The sequence below is a fragment of the Gordonia sp. PP30 genome, from assembly GCF_023100845.1.
Taxonomy (GTDB): Bacteria; Actinomycetota; Actinomycetes; order Mycobacteriales; family Mycobacteriaceae; genus Gordonia.
Genome location: NZ_CP095864.1, coordinates 1,483,287 through 1,501,213, shown reverse-complemented (window position 1 = coordinate 1,501,213; position 17,927 = coordinate 1,483,287). Strand labels below are relative to the sequence as shown.

At 70.5% G+C, this 17,927-nt stretch carries 12 protein-coding genes; 6 read left to right on the top strand and 6 right to left on the bottom strand.

From position 1 onward, the window contains the following. Positions 1 to 55: 55 nt before the first annotated feature. Positions 56 to 1,558: a DHA2 family efflux MFS transporter permease subunit gene (locus MYK68_RS06895; protein WP_371308443.1), complete on the bottom strand. Its 1,503-nt coding sequence runs from the start codon at positions 1,556 to 1,558 to the stop codon at positions 56 to 58. A 149-nt stretch (positions 1,559 to 1,707) separates the two neighbouring features. Here MYK68_RS06895 and MYK68_RS06890 point away from each other — a divergent pair, with 149 nt between their 5' ends. From MYK68_RS06890 to MYK68_RS06880, 3 genes are all read left to right on the top strand, one after another. Next, complete coding sequence (locus tag MYK68_RS06890) at positions 1,708 to 2,526, top strand: hypothetical protein (RefSeq protein ID WP_247867136.1); 819 nt, start codon at positions 1,708 to 1,710, stop codon at positions 2,524 to 2,526. Beyond that, entirely contained in the window at positions 2,523 to 6,341 is a 3,819-nt protein-coding gene (locus MYK68_RS06885; protein ID WP_247867135.1) for an ABC transporter ATP-binding protein, read from the top strand. The genes MYK68_RS06890 and MYK68_RS06885 overlap by 4 nt, the downstream gene beginning before the upstream one ends. Before the next feature lie 167 nt (positions 6,342 to 6,508). Continuing rightward, positions 6,509 to 10,279, top strand: coding sequence for a multifunctional oxoglutarate decarboxylase/oxoglutarate dehydrogenase thiamine pyrophosphate-binding subunit/dihydrolipoyllysine-residue succinyltransferase subunit (locus tag MYK68_RS06880; protein WP_247867134.1), 3,771 nt, complete (start codon positions 6,509 to 6,511; stop codon positions 10,277 to 10,279). A 70-nt stretch (positions 10,280 to 10,349) separates the two neighbouring features. On the opposite strand, the gene MYK68_RS06875 is transcribed toward MYK68_RS06880, so the two are convergent. Then, on the bottom strand, positions 10,350 to 10,985 hold the full coding sequence (locus MYK68_RS06875; protein WP_247867133.1) for a TetR/AcrR family transcriptional regulator: 636 nt from the start codon (positions 10,983 to 10,985) through the stop codon (positions 10,350 to 10,352). An 80-nt stretch (positions 10,986 to 11,065) separates the two neighbouring features. On the opposite strand from MYK68_RS06875, the gene MYK68_RS06870 reads away from it, so the two are divergent. The 3 genes from MYK68_RS06870 to MYK68_RS06860 are packed head-to-tail and all read left to right on the top strand — an operon-like array spanning position 11,066 to position 14,308. Beyond that, positions 11,066 to 12,577 carry a flavin-containing monooxygenase gene (locus MYK68_RS06870; protein WP_247867132.1) on the top strand — a complete coding sequence of 504 codons (1,512 nt, stop codon included), beginning with the start codon at positions 11,066 to 11,068 and terminating at the stop codon, positions 12,575 to 12,577. A 26-nt stretch (positions 12,578 to 12,603) separates the two neighbouring features. After that, positions 12,604 to 13,437 (top strand): SDR family NAD(P)-dependent oxidoreductase, encoded by an 834-nt coding sequence (locus MYK68_RS06865; RefSeq protein ID WP_247867131.1) that lies wholly within the window; start codon positions 12,604 to 12,606, stop codon positions 13,435 to 13,437. A 34-nt stretch (positions 13,438 to 13,471) separates the two neighbouring features. Next, entirely contained in the window at positions 13,472 to 14,308 is an 837-nt protein-coding gene (locus tag MYK68_RS06860; protein ID WP_247867130.1) for an SDR family NAD(P)-dependent oxidoreductase, read from the top strand. 73 nt (positions 14,309 to 14,381) lie between these two features. Here the strand turns inward: MYK68_RS06860 and MYK68_RS06855 are convergent, their stop codons facing one another. From MYK68_RS06855 to MYK68_RS06840, 4 genes are all read right to left on the bottom strand, one after another. After that, positions 14,382 to 15,218 (bottom strand): hypothetical protein, encoded by an 837-nt coding sequence (locus MYK68_RS06855; RefSeq protein WP_247867129.1) that lies wholly within the window; start codon positions 15,216 to 15,218, stop codon positions 14,382 to 14,384. A 92-nt stretch (positions 15,219 to 15,310) separates the two neighbouring features. Further along, positions 15,311 to 16,216, bottom strand: coding sequence for a DUF222 domain-containing protein (locus tag MYK68_RS06850; RefSeq protein ID WP_247867128.1), 906 nt, complete (start codon positions 16,214 to 16,216; stop codon positions 15,311 to 15,313). 241 nt (positions 16,217 to 16,457) lie between these two features. Continuing rightward, entirely contained in the window at positions 16,458 to 17,321 is an 864-nt protein-coding gene (locus MYK68_RS06845; protein ID WP_247867127.1) for a glycine betaine ABC transporter substrate-binding protein, read from the bottom strand. A gap of 37 nt (positions 17,322 to 17,358) precedes the next feature. Then, positions 17,359 to 17,925 carry a MarC family protein gene (locus MYK68_RS06840; protein ID WP_502798325.1) on the bottom strand — a complete coding sequence of 189 codons (567 nt, stop codon included), beginning with the start codon at positions 17,923 to 17,925 and terminating at the stop codon, positions 17,359 to 17,361. Positions 17,926 to 17,927: the final 2 nt, after the last annotated feature.

Below are 17,927 nucleotides of genomic sequence, written 5' to 3'. Positions count from 1 at the left end.
CTGTCGTCGACCACCTCGTCGAGACGATGGTAGGAGGCCCCTCCGACAAAGTCGGTCAGGCCGCGCCGCGCGGCGATCCCTGATGGTCGGGCCGGACCAGGAAGAGGGTGGCGATCGCACCGACGACGAGCACCGCCGCGCCCAGGAACAACGACTGTCCCATGGCCGAGGCGAAGCCCTCGCGCACGTGCACCCCGAACACCACCTCGGGCAGCCGGTGCACCTTCGATCCCTCCGAGGCCGCCGCGTTCATCCCCGGCAGCTTGTCGGCCAGCAAGGTCATCATCAGCGCGCCGATCGCCGCCGTGCCGACCACCGAGCCGATCATCCGGGTGGTGTTGTACACACCCGCGCCCGCGCCGGCGTCGCTCCACGGCAGATTGCGCGTGGCCGTCGCGGCCAGCGGCGCCCAGATGCACGCCGACGACAGGCCCATCAGGCACGTCGGGATCAGCAGCTGCCACACCGGCGTCGACGGCGTCATCAGCCAGCCGAGCAGCCCGGTCGCGATCGCGTACCCGGCCAGGCCGGTGGAGATGATGTTGCGCGGATGCACCCGGTCCAGGATCCGCCCGACGATCGGCGAGCACACACCGGTGAGCACGGCCATCGGCACCATCATCAGCGCCGACCGCGTCGGCGACATGCCGCCCACGAACTGCAGGAAGAACATCAGCGGAATCATCGAGCCGGACACCGCGAAGCCCATCGAGGTGATGCCGACGTTGCAGAGCGAGAAATTGCGTTCCCGGAACAGGCTCAGCGGCACCAGCGCCTCGGTGCGCGTGCGGGCCTCCCACAGCAGGAACAGCCCCATGAGCGCCACCCCGACCGCGATCAGCACCCAGATCCACGCCGCCCAGTGATAGGTCTGGCCCTCCTGGACGCCGAAGACGAGCGCCGTCAGACCCAGCCCGGAGAGGATCACGCCGATCCAGTCGAAACGGTGATCGTGCGTCTCCACCTGCGGGACCAGCGTCGCGGCCAGGACCAGGCCGACCGCGCCGACCGGCACGTTGATGAAGAAGATCCACTCCCAGCCGAGATTGTCGGTCAGGATGCCGCCCAGCAGCGGGCCGACCAGCGTCGCGACACCGGCGACGGTGCCCCACACGCCCATCGCCGCACCCCGCCGCTCGGGCGGGAAGATCCGGGTCACCAGCGCCATGGTCTGCGGAGTGATCAGCGCCGCACCGATACCCTGCACCGCGCGAGCCGCGATCAATTCGCCGATCGAGCCGGCCAGACCGCACCAGATGCTCGCGAGCGTGAACACCACGAGGCCCACCTGGTAGACGTTCTTCGGCCCGAACTTGTCGCCGAGCCGGCCGGCGATCAGCAGCGGCACCGCGTAGGTGAGCAGGTAGGCGCTGGACACCCAGACGATCCCGTTGACGCCGGCGTGCAGCGCCTCCATGATCTCCGGCTGTGCGACCGCCACGATCGACATGTCGACCAGGATCATGAAGAAGCCGACGCACAGGGCGAGCAACGCGGCCCACGGGCGGTCGGTGACCGACTTGAACTGCGGCGGAGCGGGAACGGTCATAACGGTCATCCTCGGTTCGGCGGGGCCGCGAGCGCGGCCCGCGGCCGCACCTGTCAGCGGAGCGAGCCGACAGTAGCACCGACCGCCGACAACGCGAGTTCCCCTAATCTGGACGGCGGCGGAGAACAGCCCGTCCGCCCGCGAGAACGGAGCAGCAGATGGCGCGAAGAAGCAAGGCCGCGAAGACCGTCGTGGACCCGCACGCCCGGCTCGACGTCTACCACGGCGGCGCGCTCCCGGTGCCGGTGAGCGACGTCGCCGTCCCGGAGACGGCACTGCCGCGTGACGCCGCCGAGAAGTCCACGCGGACCGTCGCGCTGGTCACCCGGATCGTCGAGAAGGCGCATCGGCTGCAACAGCCGGCCGTCGCGAAGTACGTCACCCGGCTGCGCGCCAAGTACCCCGACGACTCTCCCGAACAGATCGTCCGGCGCCTCGAGCGCCGGTACCTCAACGCGGTCACCACCTCCGGCGCCGCGGTCGGCGCCACGGCCTCGATCCCCGGCGTCGGCACCATCACCGCGCTGTCCGCGCTGACCGCCGACACCGCCGTGTTCATCGAGGCCTCCGCGCTGCTCGCGCTGGCCACCGCCGAGGTGCACGGCATCTCGCCGCACGAGGCGGAACGGCGCCGCGCCCTGGTCCTGGCCGTCGCCATGGGCGAGGAGGGCGTCGCCGCCCTCGGCAAGGTCGCCGGGACGCGCGGCACCGACGCGATCGTGCGAATGGCCGGAGGACGCGTGTCGGCCGGCCGGCTGGCGAGCCTGAACAAGACGCTGACCACCAAGCTGGTCAAGAAGTTCGCCGTCCGCCGGGCCCCGATCCTGGTCGGCAAACTGATCCCGGGCGGGATCGGCGCCGCGGTCGGCGGTGCGGGCAACCGCGCCCTCGGCTCGCTGGTGCTGCGCAACGCCCGCGAGGCCTTCGGTCCCCCGCCGCGCTTCTGGGACGTCGACGGCACCGTGCTGCCACGGTGACGCCCGGCTGGCTGGCGGCACTCGCCGCTCGTTGCTGGGAGCATCGGCGTCTCACGCTGCTGACCGTCGCGGTGACGCTCGGCGCGGTGGCCGTCGACCTGGTGACGCCGCTGATCGCCCGGTCCGCCATCGATCACGCCACCGGCGAGGTCCGCGGCGGGGTCGCCCTGTCGGTGCTGGTGGCGGCGCTGCTGGTGGCCGCGCTGATCCGCTACGGCTGCCAGTTCGGCCGGCGGCTGCTGGCCGGGCGGCTGTCCATCGTCGTGCAGGACGGGCTGCGCCGCGCGATGCTCGCGACCCTGTTGCGGCTCGACGGACCCGCCCAGGAGACGCTGCGCACCGGGCAGGTGGTGTCGCGGTCGATCTCCGACCTCCAGGTCGTGCAGGGGCTTCTCGCGATGGCGCCGCTGTCCCTCGGCGGCGCCGTGCAGGTGGTCCTGGCGATCGGCATCATGGCCTGGCTCTCCCCGCTGCTGACCGTCGTCACGCTGGTCACGGTGCCGCTGGTCGCCGTCGTCGCCTATCGCGGGCGGCGGCGCCTGTTCGCGGCCACCTGGTCGGCGCAGCAGGCCGCCGCCGAGCTGGCCGGGCACGTCGAGGAGACGGTCACCGGCGTGCGGGTGGTGAAGGGCTTCGGCCAGGAGCGGCGCGCCACCGCCGAACTCGCCGAACTCGGCGGCACCCTGTTCCGCCTGCGGATGCGGGCCGCCCGCCTCTCCTCCCGCTTCACGCCGACCATGGCGGCCGTCCCCGAGCTGGGCATGGTGCTGGTGATCGCGGTCGGCGGCTGGCTCACCCTGCGCGGCTCGCTCACCGCGGGCACCTTCCTCGCCTTCACCACCTACCTCGCGAGCATGACGGCGCTGGCCCGCATCCTCACCAACCTGGTGGTCGCCAGCCAGCTCGCGGCCTCTTCGGCGTCCCGCGTGTTCGACGTGATCGACCACCCGCTCGACCCCGCACTGACCAACACCGGGCAGCTCCCAGACGGCCCGCTCGGACTGCGTCTCGACGGGGTGGCGCTCACCCGCGGGACGCGCCCGGTGCTGGCCGGGGTCGACCTGCGCGTGGCACCCGGCGAGGCCGTCGCCGTCGTCGGCGGCCCCGGCTCGGGCAAATCGACGCTCGCCGCGCTCCTGGAGGGCGCGTCGCGGGCCGACGCCGGCCGGGTCAGTCTCACCGATGCGGACGGGCACCGGTACGACGTCGACGCGCTCGACCCGGACGCGCTGCACGGCGCGCTCGCGGTCGCCTTCGACGAGCCCTTCCTCTACTCGGACACCATCGCCGCCAATGTCGCGCTCGGCCCGCTGCCGCCGCCCGACCCCGGCGATCCGGCGCTGCGCGCGGCCACTGACGAGGCCGCCGCCACCGACTTCGTCGACGACCTGCCCGACGGCTTCGCCACCACCGTCGGCGAACGCGGCCTCACCCTGTCCGGCGGGCAGCGGCAGCGCATCGCCCTGGCCCGCGCCTTCTACGCGCAGCCGCGCGTCCTGGTCCTCGACGACGCCACGTCGGCGGTCGACGCGGTCACCGAGGCGGCGATCCTCACCCGGCTGCGCGCCCGGCGCACCACCATGCTGCTGCTGGCCCACCGCCGCTCCACTCTGGCGGTCGCCGACCGGGTGGCGGTGCTCGACGAGGGCCGCATCCTCGACATCGGCACGGTCGAGGAGCTCGACGCGCGCTGCCCGAGGTTCGCCGAACTGATGTCCCCGCCCGACGGCGCCGAGGCCGAGCGCGCCGCCGCGCAGCGGGTGGCCCGGCAGGCCGCGCTGACCGTCGACGACCTGTGGCGCGCCGACGCACCGCGCGCCGCCGAACCGGCCCGCGCCGCGGCCGCGTCCCCCACCCGCCCCGGTCCCGGTGGCGGAGGCGGCGGTGGCGGCGGGGCCCGCGGCGGCGGACAGCTGTCCAGTGCCCTGGGCAGCATGCCGGCCACCCCGGAGATCACCGCGGCCGTCGCCGCGCTGCCGCCGGCCGACGAGGATCCGCGGGTCGACGTCGCGGCGGCCGCCGCCGAGAACCCGGTGTTCTCGCTGCGCCAGATCCTGCGCCCGGTGCGCGGCCTGCTGGTCGTGATGCTGGTCGCCCTGGCGCTCGACACCCTGATCGGCCTCGCGTACCCGTCGCTGGCCCGGGTGGTTCTGGATGCCGGCACGCACGACCGGGCCGATCTGCTGTGGGCGGCCACCGGGGTGGGCCTGGCCCTGGTCGCGGCCGGCTGGGTGGTGGAGGCGGTCAACACGCTCGTCTCGGCACGGACCGGCGAACGCGTCCTCTACGCGCTGCGCGTGCGCAGCTACGCCCACCTGCAACGACTGGGCCTCGACTACTACGAGCGCGAACTGTCCGGCCGCATCATGACGCGCATGACGACCGACGTCGACGCGCTCTCCACCTTCATCCAGACCGGCCTGGCCTCCGCGGTGGTCGCGATCTTCACCGTCGTCGGCGTGTTCGCGATGCTGATGGTGACCGACTGGGAGCTGGGCCTCACCGTGCTGCCGGTGTTCCCGATCCTCGCGCTGGCGACGCTCTGGTTCCGCCGCGTCGCCGCGGGCGCGTACCGCCGGGCCCGCGAGCTGGTGTCCGCGGTCAACGCCGACTTCCAGGAGAACATCGCCGGGCTCGCCACCACCCGCGCCTACCGCCACACCGCCATCGCGCAGGCCCGGTTCGGCCGGCTCAGCGACGCCTGGGTGGCCGCGCGGATGAGCAGCCAGCGCGCGATCGCGTCGTACTTCCCGTTCATCACCTTCTGCGCGGACGTCGCGGCCGCCGTCGCGATCGGCTTCGGCGCCCATCAGCTGGCACACGGCCGGCTCTCCGCGGGCACGCTGGTGGCCTTCGTGCTGTACCTGTCGATGCTGTTCGGGCCGGTACAGCAGCTGACCACCGTGTTCGACGGCTATCAGCAGGCCAGTGTCGGTCTGCGCCGCATCGGGGACCTGCTGACCACCCCGAGTTCCCTCGTCGAGGCCGCCGTCGTGGCCGAGGAGGCGGCGATCCCGGCTCCGCTCGACCGGCACGGGGACCACCGTTCCGGGATGGCCGACGTCCGGCTCGACGGGGTCAGTTTCCGCTACTCGGGCGCGCCTGCCGACGCGCTGCACGACGTGGACCTGCATCTCCCGCCGGGCGCGTCACTGGCCCTGGTGGGGCCCACCGGCGCCGGCAAGTCGACCATCGTCAAACTGCTCGCCCGCTTCTACGATCCGACCCGCGGCGCGGTGGAGTACAACGGCGACGATCTGCGGACCCTCGATCTGCACGACTACCGCGCCCGGCTCGGCGTGGTCCCCCAGGAACCGCATCTGTTCGCCGGGACCGTCGCCGACAACATCGCCTACGGGCGCCCCGGCGCCGGTCGCGAGGAGATCGCCGAGGCCGCCCGCCGGGTGGGTGCCGCGGCGATGATCGCCGGTCTGCCCGGCGGCATGAACTTCGCCGTCTCCGAGCGCGGCCGCGGTCTGTCCTCGGGGCAGCGGCAGCTGATCGCGCTGGCGCGTGCCGAGCTCGTCGAGCCCGAGCTGATCCTGCTCGACGAGGCCACCGCAACCCTCGATCAGGCCACCGAGGCGCAGGTGCTCGCCGCAGGCACCGCGCTGCGCCGGAAGCGGACCAGCGTGATCGTCGCGCACCGCCTGGCGACCGCGGCCCGGGCCGACACCATCGCCGTCGTCGAGGCCGGCCGGATCGTCGAACGCGGTCCGCACGACGCCCTGCTGGCGGCCGGTGGCACCTATGCGCGGATGTGGGCGGCGGGCGTCGCGCCCGACGATGCGGGCGCCACAGCCGGACGCCGGTAGTGATTCCCGCCACTTACTCGTGAGTCGGCCGGTCAGGGCGCCCGGAAGCCGGGCGTGCGGACTTTTCTGGGCGTACGATCGACTGTTGGCCGGTGCTGCACGCAATCCGACGCGGCCGGCCGGCGATCGAAGACCACATCGATATATCTAAGAGGCGAGACGACGCTGTGAGCAGTTCGACATCCCAGACCGACTACGGACAAAACGAATGGCTGGTCGAGGAGATGTACCAGCGATTCCAGAAGGATCCCGGATCGGTCGATCCCAGTTGGCACGACCTGCTCAAGTCGTACAAGCCCGACCAGGTCGCCCCCGCCCCCACACCCGCCGCCCCGGTGGCACCGGCCGCGCCCGCCGCCCCGGCCCAGGTGGCCCCCGCCGATCCCCCGGCCGCCGCGACCGGACCGGTCTCGGCCAAGCCCGCGATCACCCTCGACGCCGAGCCCACCCGCACCACCGCCCCGCGCAAGGCGGCCCCGGCGCGCGAGGCCGCCGCCACCAAGGCCGCCTCCGGCGTCAGCCGCTCGGCCGCCGTCGCCAAGCCCGCCAGCGAGCCCGCCGCCGACGAGAACAAGGTGATCCGCGGTCCCGGCGCCGCCATCGTCAAGAACATGAACGCCTCGCTCGAGGTGCCCACCGCCACCAGCGTCCGGGCCATCCCGGTGAAGCTGATGTTCGACAACCGCGTCGTCATCAACAACCATCTCGCCCGTACCCGCGGCGGCAAGGTGAGCTTCACTCACATCCTCGGCTACGCGATCATCCAGGCGCTCAAGTCGTTCCCCAACCTGAACCGGCACTTCGCCGAGATCGACGGCAAGCCGAACGTGGTGACCCCGGCGCACTCGAACCTCGGCCTGGCGATCGACCTGCCGGGCAAGAACGGCCAGCGCACGCTCGTCGTCGCCGCCATCAAGGGCTGCGAGACGATGGGCTTCGGCGAGTTCTGGGCCGCCTACGAGGACATCGTCCGCCGCGCGCGCGACGGCAAGCTGACCGCCGAGGACTTCGCCGGCGTCACCATCTCGCTCACCAACCCGGGCACCATCGGCACCGTCCACTCGGTCCCCCGCCTGATGCCGGGTCAGGGCGCCATCATCGGCGCCGGTGCGATGGAGTACCCCGCCGAGTTCCAGGGGTCGAGCGATCAGCAGCTCGCCGACGCCGGCGTCGGCAAGGTGATGACGCTGACCTCCACCTATGACCACCGCATCATCCAGGGCGCCGAGTCCGGCGACTTCCTGCGCCGGATCCACGAGCTGATCCTCGACGACGCCTTCTGGGACGAGATCTTCACCGCGCTGCACATCCCGTACGAGCCGATCCGCTGGCGCCGGGACATCCCGGCCGGCGCGGTCGACAAGAACACCCGCGTGCTCGAGCTGATCGCCGCCTACCGCAGTCGCGGCCACCTGATGGCCGACACCGATCCGCTGATGATGGAGAGCGACGCCCGCGCCGCCCACCCGGATCTCGACGTGCTCACCTACGGCCTCACCCTCTGGGACCTGGACCGCACCTTCAAGGTCGGCGGCTTCCACGGCCAGAACGAGATGAAGCTGCGCGACGTCCTCTCCATCCTGCGCGATGCCTACTGCCGCCACATCGGCGTCGAGTACACGCACATCCTCGACCCGGGGCAGCAGCGCTGGCTCCAGGAGCGCGTCGAGGTGAAGCACGTCAAGCCGCCGGTGGCCGAGCAGAAGTACATCCTGAGCAAGCTCAACGCCGCCGAAGCCTTCGAGACCTTCCTGCAGACCAAGTACGTCGGCCAGAAGCGCTTCTCGCTGGAGGGCGCCGAGTCGGTGATCCCGATGATGGACGCGGTGATCGACCGCAGCGCCGAGCACAGCCTGCAGGAAGTCATCATCGGCATGCCGCACCGCGGCCGCCTCAACGTGCTGGCCAACATCGTCGGCAAGCCGTACTCCAAGATCTTCACCGAGTTCGAGGGCAACCTGGGCAGCGCCCAGGCGCACGGTTCCGGCGACGTCAAGTACCACCTCGGCGCCGAGGGCACCTACTACCAGATGTTCGGCGACAACGAGATCAACGTGTCGCTGACCGCCAACCCCAGCCACCTGGAAGCCGTCGACCCGGTCCTGGAGGGCATCGTCCGCGCCAAGCAGGACCTGCTCGACGAGGAGCACCAGTTCGACATCCTCCCGCTGATGCTGCACGGCGACGCCGCGTTCGCCGGCCAGGGCGTGGTTCCGGAGACTCTGAACCTCTCCATGCTCAACGGCTACCGCACCGGCGGCACCGTGCACATCGTGGTCAACAACCAGGTCGGCTTCACCACCGCGCCCGAGTACTCGCGGTCGTCGCAGTACTGCACCGATGTCGCCAAGATGATCGGCGCGCCGATCTTCCACGTCAACGGCGACGACCCCGAGGCCTGCGTCTGGGCCGCGCAGCTGGCCGTCGACTACCGCGAGCAGTTCCACCGCGACGTGGTGATCGACATGGTCTGCTACCGCCGCCGCGGCCACAACGAGGGCGACGACCCGTCGATGACGCAGCCGGCCATGTACGACGTGATCGACAATCTGCGCAGCGTCCGCAAGAGCTACACCGAAGCGCTCATCGGCCGTGGTGACATCTCCACCAAGGAGGCCGAGGACGCCCTGCGCGACTACCAGGGCCAGCTCGAGCGGGTCTTCGTGGAGGTCAAGGAGCTCGACCGCTTCCAGCCGGAGCCCAGCGAGCCGATCACCGAGGACCAGCAGCTGCAGGTGAACCTGAACACCGGGGTCCCGACGGCCGCGCTGGAGCAGATCGGTGACGCCTTCCTGAACGTGCCGGAGGGCTTCACCCCGCATCCGCGTGTCAAGCCGGTCCTGGAGCGCAGGCACGACATGTCGCGCAATGGCGACGTCGACTGGGCGTTCGCCGAGTTGCTGGCCTTCGGCACCCTGGTGCAGGAGGGCATCACGGTGCGCCTGTCCGGTCAGGACTCGCGCCGCGGCACCTTCACCCAGCGGCATTCGGTCCTCATCGACCGAGAGAACGGCAGCGAGTACACCCCGCTGAACACCCTGGCGCCGCAGGGCCCGGGCCGGTTCATGGTGTACGACTCGCCGCTGAGCGAGTTCGCGGTGCTCGGCTTCGAGTACGGCTACGCGATCGGCAACCCGGACGCGCTGGTGCTGTGGGAGGCGCAGTTCGGCGACTTCGTCAACGGCGCCCAGTCGATCATCGACGAGTTCATCAGCTCCGGCGAGGCCAAGTGGGGCCAGCGCAGCGACGTGGTCCTGCTGCTGCCGCACGGCCACGAGGGCCAGGGCCCGGACCACACGTCCGGCCGGATCGAGCGCTTCTTGCAGCTGTGCGCCGAGGGCTCGATGACCGTCGCCCTGCCGTCCACCCCGGCCAGCTACTTCCACCTGCTGCGCCGCCACATGCACGACGGCATCAGCCGCCCGCTGGTGGTCTTCACGCCGAAGTCGATGCTGCGCAACAAGGCGGCCGTCTCGCCGATCGAGGAGTTCAGCGAGGGCAAGTTCCTGTCGGTGCGCGACGATCCGCGCTTCGCCGGCAACTTCCGCGGCGACGGCGACAAGCTCGACCGCTCGGCCGTCACCCGCGTGCTGCTGACCTCGGGCAAGCTGTACTGGGAGCTGGTCGCCCGGGCCAAGAAGGACGGCCGCGGCGACATCGCGATCGTCCGGATCGAGCAGCTGCACCCGGTGCCGCACCGCCGTCTGGGCCGCATCCTGGAGCAGTACCCGAACGCGACGGACTTCGTCTGGGTTCAGGAGGAGCCGGCCAACCAGGGTCCGTGGCCGTTCCTCGGGCTGTGGCTGCCCGAGCAGCTCCCCGAGCTGCTGTCGGGTCTGCGGCGCATCTCGCGCCGCCCGATGGCCGCACCGTCGTCCGGCTCGTCCAAGGTCCACGTCGTGGAGCAGGCCGAGATCATCGACGGCGCCTTCTCCTGACGGGCCGTACCGCCTGACGACGACGGGGCCGCACCTGCACTGGTGCGGCCCCGTCGTCGCCGGTCGGGGTTCACTCGATCAACGACGCGCTCGCGGCGAGGGCGGGCAGCGAGCCGACCAGCATCCCGAGGACCTGGTCGCGGTTCAGTTCCGGCTCCGGATCGGTGATCCAGCGGATCACGACGTCCTCGACGAAGGCGGTCCAGCCGCGGACCGCGGTCGCGACGGCCGGCGACGGCTCGATCCCCAGCCGCGGCGCGTGGTCCAGCACCCGCCGCGCCATTGCCGCGCGCGTGCCGTCGACCACCCGCCGCATCGCCGGGTCCGAGCTCATCGCGCCGCGGAGCAGGCCGACGAAATGCTCCTTGAACTCCTCGACGTAGTCCAGGTACGACGACATCGACACGACCAGCGCGGCGAGCGGGTCATCGACCTCGGACGGCGGCAGCGTGCGGGTGAGCATCACCTCGGCCTGCTCCTGCACCAGCGCCACGTGGAAGTCCTGTTTGGACTCGAAATAGTGGAAGATCAGCGCCCGCGACACCCCGGCCCGCTCGGCGACCTCGTCGATCGTCACCTGTTCCAGCGACCGCTCCAGGGCGATCTCCTGGCCCAGATCGAGCAGCTGGCGACGCCGCTCCTCCGGGCTCATCCGCCTGCGGCGCACCGTCCCGGCAGCGCCGGCGTCCTTCCCGGTCACCGTCATACATCTCACTGTAGGGCACTTGTTGACTTCGATTCAACAAGTCGTTGACTCCGATTCAGTAAGGCTCTATCGTGAGCACCATGACAACACGCGATGTAGAGATCGTCATCGTCGGAGCGGGCTTCTCCGGGCTCGGCGCGGCCATCAAGCTGGGACAGAACGGCTTCGACGACTACCTGGTGCTCGATCGCGGCGCGGACTTCGGCGGAACCTGGCGCGACAACGTCTACCCCGGCGCCGCGTGCGACGTGCCCTCGCACCTGTACTCCTACTCGTTCGCCCAGAACCCCGACTGGTCGCGCTCGTACTCGCACCAGCCGGAGATCCATCGCTACCTCAACGGCGTCGCCGACCGGTACGGCATCTCCGAGCGGACCTGGTTCGGCACCGAGGTGACCCGCGCCGACTGGGACGAGGACACCGCGCGCTGGACCATCGCGATCGAGCGCGACGGCGAGGCGAGCACCGTCACCGCGCGCCAGCTGATCGGCGCGATCGGCCCGCTGTGCGAGCCGAATCTGCCCGACATCGAGGGCTTCGACGATTTCGCCGGCACCATCGTCCACTCCGCCCGCTGGGACGCCGACGCCGACTACGCGGGCAAGCGGATCGCCGTCATCGGCACCGGTGCCTCGGCCATTCAGATCGTCCCCCGTCTCGGCGAGATCGCCGGTCACCTCGACGTCTACCAGCGCACCGCCCCGTGGATCGTCCCGCGCACAGAGCGCCCGTACCTGCCCGTCGAGAACTGGGCGTTCAAGCACGTGCCGGGCCTGCAGAACCTGATCCGCGGCACCATCTACACCGCCAACGAGTCCGTCGCGGCCGGCATGACCTACGCCCCCAAGGCGCTCAAGCCGGTCGAGGCCCTCTGCAAGGCGAACATCTTCCGCGGCATCCGCGACCCGGAGCTGCGCGCCCGCGTCACCCCGACCTTCGCCGTCGGCTGCAAGCGCATCCTCAAGTCCAACGAGTGGTACCCGACCCTCGACCGCGACAACGTCGACCTGGTGACCTCGGGTATCGAGAAGATCACCGCCGACGGCATCGTCACCCGCGACGGCGAGTCGCACCCCGTGGACGTCATCGTCGTCGCGACCGGCTTCCACGTCACCGATTCGCCGATGTTCGACGCCATCCACGGCGCGGACGGCCGGAGCCTGGCGCAGGTGTGGGCCGAGAGCGGGATGGCGGGTTACAAGGGCAGCTTCGTCCACGGTTTCCCGAATCTGATGCTCCTGGTCGGCCCGGGCACCGGCCTCGGCCACACCTCGATGGTGTACATGATCGAGTCGCAGCTCAACTACCTGGTCGACTACCTGCGTCAGGTGCGTGAACGCGGCCTGACCCGCGTCGACGTCTCCGCGGCAGCGCAGGAACGCTACAACGCCCGTCTCCAGCAGACCCTGCGCCACAGCGTGTGGGAGAACGGCGGCTGCTCGTCCTGGTACAAGGATGAGCACGGCAACATCACCACCCTGTGGCCCGGCTTCACCTTCGTCTTCCGCAATGCGACGCGCCGTTTCGACATCGCGGCCTACGACGTCTCGACCACCGTATCCGCCCCCACCGCCACCCCGGCGCACGTCTGACAGCCCCAGAAAGAGAGCACTCCCGCATGAAGAACTTTCGCGACAAGGTCGTCGTCGTCACCGGGGCCGGTTCCGGGATCGGCCGGGCGCTAGCGATCGATCTCGCCCGGCGCGGTGCGAAGCTGGCGATCTCCGACATCGACCCGGACGGCCTGGCCACCACCGAATCGTTGATCACCGAGGCGGCGGCCGGCACGCAGGTCCACTCGCAGTTGCTCAACGTCGCCGAGCGCGAAGCCGTCCTGAGCTACGCCGACACCGTCGCCGAGCACTTCGGCACCGTGAACGCCATCTTCAACAACGCCGGGATCGCCCATCACGGCGATGTCGAGGTGATGGAGTTCAAGGACATCGAGCGCGTGATGGACATCGACTACTGGGGCGTGGTGAACGGCACCAAGGCGTTCCTGCCGCACATCATCGCCTCCGGCGACGGCGCCGTCGTCAACGTCTCCTCCCTGTTCGGCATCCTCTCCGAGCCCGGTCAGAGCGCCTACAACTCGGCCAAGTTCGCGGTCCGCGGCTTCACCGAATCGCTCCGCCAGGAGATGCTGCTGAGCCACCCCGAGGTCGCCGTCACCTGCGTGCACCCCGGCGGCATCAAGACCGCCATCGCCCGGAACGCGACCACGTCGGGTGACCTGGAGTCCTTCTCGGACATGTTCGACAAGTACCTCGCGCACACCTCGCCCGAGCGCGCGGCGCGGATCATCCTGTCGGCCGTGCACCGGGAGAACGCCCGCGTGCTGGTCGGCGCCGACGCGAAGATCATCGACGTGCTGGTGCGTCTGACCGGTTCGGCCTACCAGGGCTTCACCGCGCGCGTCACCAAGTTCGCCTTCGAGAAGCTGAACCGATGACCCGACCGGGCCGTCACTCACCGAGCGCGCCGCGATGAAGGATCTGCGCGACAAGGTCGTGGTGATCACCGGCGCCGGATCGGGCATCGGCCGTGAACTCGCGGTGCTGGCCGCGCGCCGCGGCGCGAAGGTCGCGATCTCCGACGTCGACGCGGAGGGACTGGGCGCCACCGAGCGTCTGGTGACCGGTGCGGTGCCGGGCGCGCAGGTGCACACGCAACTGCTCAACGTCGCCGAACGCGAAGCCGTCCTGACCTACGCCGACACCGTCGCCGAGCACTTCGGCACCGTGAACGCCGTGATCAACAACGCCGGGATCGCCCACAACGGGGACGTCGAGACCATGGGGTTCACCGATCTCGAACGCATCATGGACGTCGACTACTGGGGCGTGGTGAACGGCACCAAGGCGTTCCTGCCGCACATCATCGCCTCCGGCGACGGCGCCGTCGTCAACATCTCCTCCCTGTTCGGCATCCTGTCCCAGCCGGGTCAGAGCGCCTACAACTCGGCCAAGTTCGCGGTCCGCGGCTTCACCGAATCGCTCCGCCAGGAGATGCTGCTGAGCCACCCCGAGGTCGCCGTCACCTGCGTGCACCCCGGCGGCATCAAGACCGCCATCGCCCGCAACGCCACCGCGTCGGGTGACCGCGATGCGAAGGCCGGCGCCGACTACTTCGACAAGCACCTGGCCCGCACATCGGCCGAGCGGGCGGCCCAGATCATCCTGAACGCGACCGTCAAGGAGCGGGCCCGCGTCCTGGTCGGCCCCGACGCGAAGGTGCTCGATCTCGGCGTCCGGCTGGCCGGTTCCTGGTATCAGGGCATCTCGGCGCGGGTGACCAGACTCGCCGGGCCGTCCGCCGACTGAGCCGGCGAGGCGATAGCCGAGCCGCGTCGAAGCCCCTCAGTTCCCGGCCGCGCCAAGGCAGTGGGCAGTGGCGCTAGAACGGTGGTGGGCCGTCAGCGGCCTCGGCGCGCTCCCGGGCACGACGCAGTCGCGCGCGTTCGGCGCGGCGCCAGGCGTGTTTGTACGCGGTCGCGGCCCGCAAACCACCCCCAGCCACGCTCCCACCCGCACCGCCGGGTCGTGTTGGACCCGTTGGCGATGATTCGGGTGGCGGGTGGGCCCGGTGGGCACAACTCACCCCGGCCAGCTGGGGGAACAGCCACTGATTCTCCGCGCGGGTCTCGACGGTGATGCCGTAGGCGGTGATCGCCGTCCACACCACACCGCGATCGTCGATCCACTGCTCATCGACCCACCCATCCTCGGGATTGGCCGCGCCGAGGAACGTTTTCAGCAGGTGATGACGCTTACATTTGGGTCCGACATTGCACAAGCAGGTCGGGCCGCCGGAAGCGGGACAGAACTGGTCGAACTCCTCACAGTGATCGAGTTCGCAGTTCCACGCCGGCTGCTCGCAGCCGGGCACGGTACAGGTCCCGAACAGGGCGCAGACCAGGACTCCCAGGGCTTCGGTGGGCCGGTAGGGGTCACTCGGCAGGGCCTGCCCGGCCAGAAACGCCGCCGGAAGCCCGCCGCCAGATTCGGCCGGCTCGGCCGGGTGCTCTTCGGGGTCGGGTGCCTCGAATGCCGGTTCGTTGTTCTCGACCTGTCCGCACTCATCAGTGGGCCGGAACTCGGCCAGCCATCCGGCGTCGGGATCGGTGGCGTGCTCGTCCGAGTCGACGGGAGCACCGGCCGATGCGTCGCCGTCCTCGCGGGTCACCGCATCGGGCCGGGGACGCAGCAGGGCACCCAGGTCGAGGTCCCGCACCAGCGCGTCGGGGCGCTGGGCGAGATCGCGGACATGCCCGGCACTGATCGGGCCGTGCCCATCAAGAAGCGCCGGCTCATCATCGTCGCCGGTCAGGTCGACTTCTGACAGATCGCGTGCACGATGATCCGCGCCTGCCGCTCCGAAATCTCCTCCTCACCCAACGTCGCTGTACACGCTTCTTTGTCGGTGCACGCACAGGTGAACGGCAGCCGCCGCAGGCGTGCGATAGCAGCCGCCGACCGGAGCATGCCCTTGGTACGGGGGTCGTTCGGGCAGACCCCGGCGATCATCGCCTCCACCGCCTCATACGCCAGGCGGGCTTCTTCGGCGTCGGCGGTGATGGTGACCCCACCCAAACCATCGGTGAAATCACGACTGGTGACATTCTTCCGCCGCCGCGCCTTCTCCCGCTGCTTCCGCTCCGCATCGGCGTCGCGCTTGTGCACCACCCGATCGGCGATCCGCTCGGCCGCCTTCTCCGAGATGTGCCCGGCCGCGGCGAGCGCACCGGCCAGATCGGCGTCGACCTGCGCCATGATCGCGCTGTCGTCGACGATGTCCGTGCGATAGGCGACCTTGTCGAACATCTCCGGCGAAATGACGGTCCGGCGCAACAGGTCCGCGGTCTGCGGGAGCCGCTGGGCGGCCGCGATCGCCGTCCCGACCAGCGCGCGGGTGGCCCGCCGATTCCCGGCGAAGTAGCACGCGAAGAATTCCACCGCCGCCGTGTACGGATCGAACAAGTCGTGCTGGTCCTCGCCCGCGCAGACCCGGTCATCCAGGGCGGCCAGGGCGATGTCGAGGAACTGACCGACCGCATACAACTGCTGCCAGTACAAGAACGTCTGCCCCCGCCAGGCCGCCTCGGCATAGACGGCCCACGACCGGCACTGCGTCTTGTCGTCATCAGCCCGGTCCGCGGGGACAATCCCGGCCCCAGTGAGGTCGACCGCGGCCCAGCGGGCGGCGAACACGTCGCCGATCGCGTCGGCCATGGCGGTCACCTCCCCCGAAGTGAGTGTTCGATCTACCTATGGTCAACAGTACTGGCACATCACGGTGTGCGCCACCCTCGTTTTCGGTACCGTCAAAATGACTATAAGACCTGGATACGACACCAAACGACGACCCGGTGACGATCGCGGAATCGCACCGAATCGGCGATGCTTCACCCGTTGACGTCATCCAATCGGGGGTGACGTGTTCGAATACAATTCGCGAACATCTCCGGGCCTCTCAGTCCCCGGCGCCGGACAGCCAGTCGGCGGCGACTACGCGCGGGTCCTCCCCCGCCCGCACCCGGGCGGCGAGCTTCGCGAGGTCGCCGGTGGTGAGTTCCCCGGCGATCCGGCCGAGCTGCTTGAGACCCGACTTGCTCAACGCCGCACTGCGGTACACCGGCACCAGATCCTGCGCGCGGGGCGCACCGGTCGCTTTGAGCGCCTGCACGTCGCCCAGGTCGCCGGCCCCGGCGGTGTCCAGCGCGGGCAGCACGCCCAGTGCCTGCCCGGTCGACACCCGGGCGATCACCGCGCGCGGATCGGCGACCGTCTCGACCGGCCCGGGACGGCAGCCGGCGAACGCCGCGAGCGTCTGCGGCCCGGGGTCACCGGTCACCACCAGCGGCAGTCCGGCGGGCAGCCGCCCGCAGTCGTCCAGAGTCGCCACGTCGTGCCGGTCCCGCAGACCGGCCGCGATCAGCAGTTGCGGGCGGTTGCTCGCCCCGGTCGGGTCGCCGATGGAGACGCCCTGCGGCAGCGCGCGGGCCACCTCGGTCAGCAGGTCCTCGCCACCCATCGCCTCGGGCGTGCTGGAGAGCTGGGTGAGGAGGTCGCCGGTGAAGGCGGGGAACAGATCGACGCGGCCGGTCCCGGCATCGCCAAGCAGCTGCGCGTCCGATCCGGTCGGTGCGCCGTCGGTGGTCGCCGGGATACCGGCCCGGGTCAGCGAGACCGCGTACACGGCGGCCGCGGCCCGCATGGCGGGCGACGACGACGAGCCGATCAGCAGGGGGCGCGCGGTGTCGTCACCACACGCGGTGAGGGTCGCCAGCGCCGCGAGGATCGCCAGGATCGCGGCCGGGATACGCAGCTTCAGCATCGTTGCCCACGGTAGCCGACCCGACGCCGACGCGAACTCACGAGGCGGCCTGCACGAATCCGGTCACCGAGGTCGCGATCAACTGGACGGCGATGGTGGCCAGCAGCAGACCGGCGATCTTGGCCAGCAGGGTGATGCCGCTGACCTTCAAGACGCGGATCAGTACCGTCGAATACAGCAGTGCCAGGCAGACCACGGCGTGCGCCGTGATGATCGCCGCCGCGATCGCCAGGTAGGCGCCCGGCCGGCCGTGCGCTTGGCTGACGGCGACGATCACCGCGGCGATCGCACCGGGGCCGGCCAGCAGCGGGGTCCCCAACGGCACCAGCGCGACGTTGACCTCGTCGTCGGCCGCCGCGGTCTTCGGGCCGCCGGTGGTGGTCAGCAGTTGCAGCGCCACCAGAAGCAGCAGCAGGCCGCCGGCCCCCTGCAACGCCGAGATGGAGACGTGCAGGTAGTTGAGGATGAACCGGCCGGCCACCGCGAAGATGCTGATGACCAGCAGCGACACCAGCGGCGCCTGGATCGCCGCGCGTCTGCGGTACTCGGGTGAGCGGCGTCCGACCAGGGACAGGAACACCGGAACCTGGCCCGGCGGATCCATGA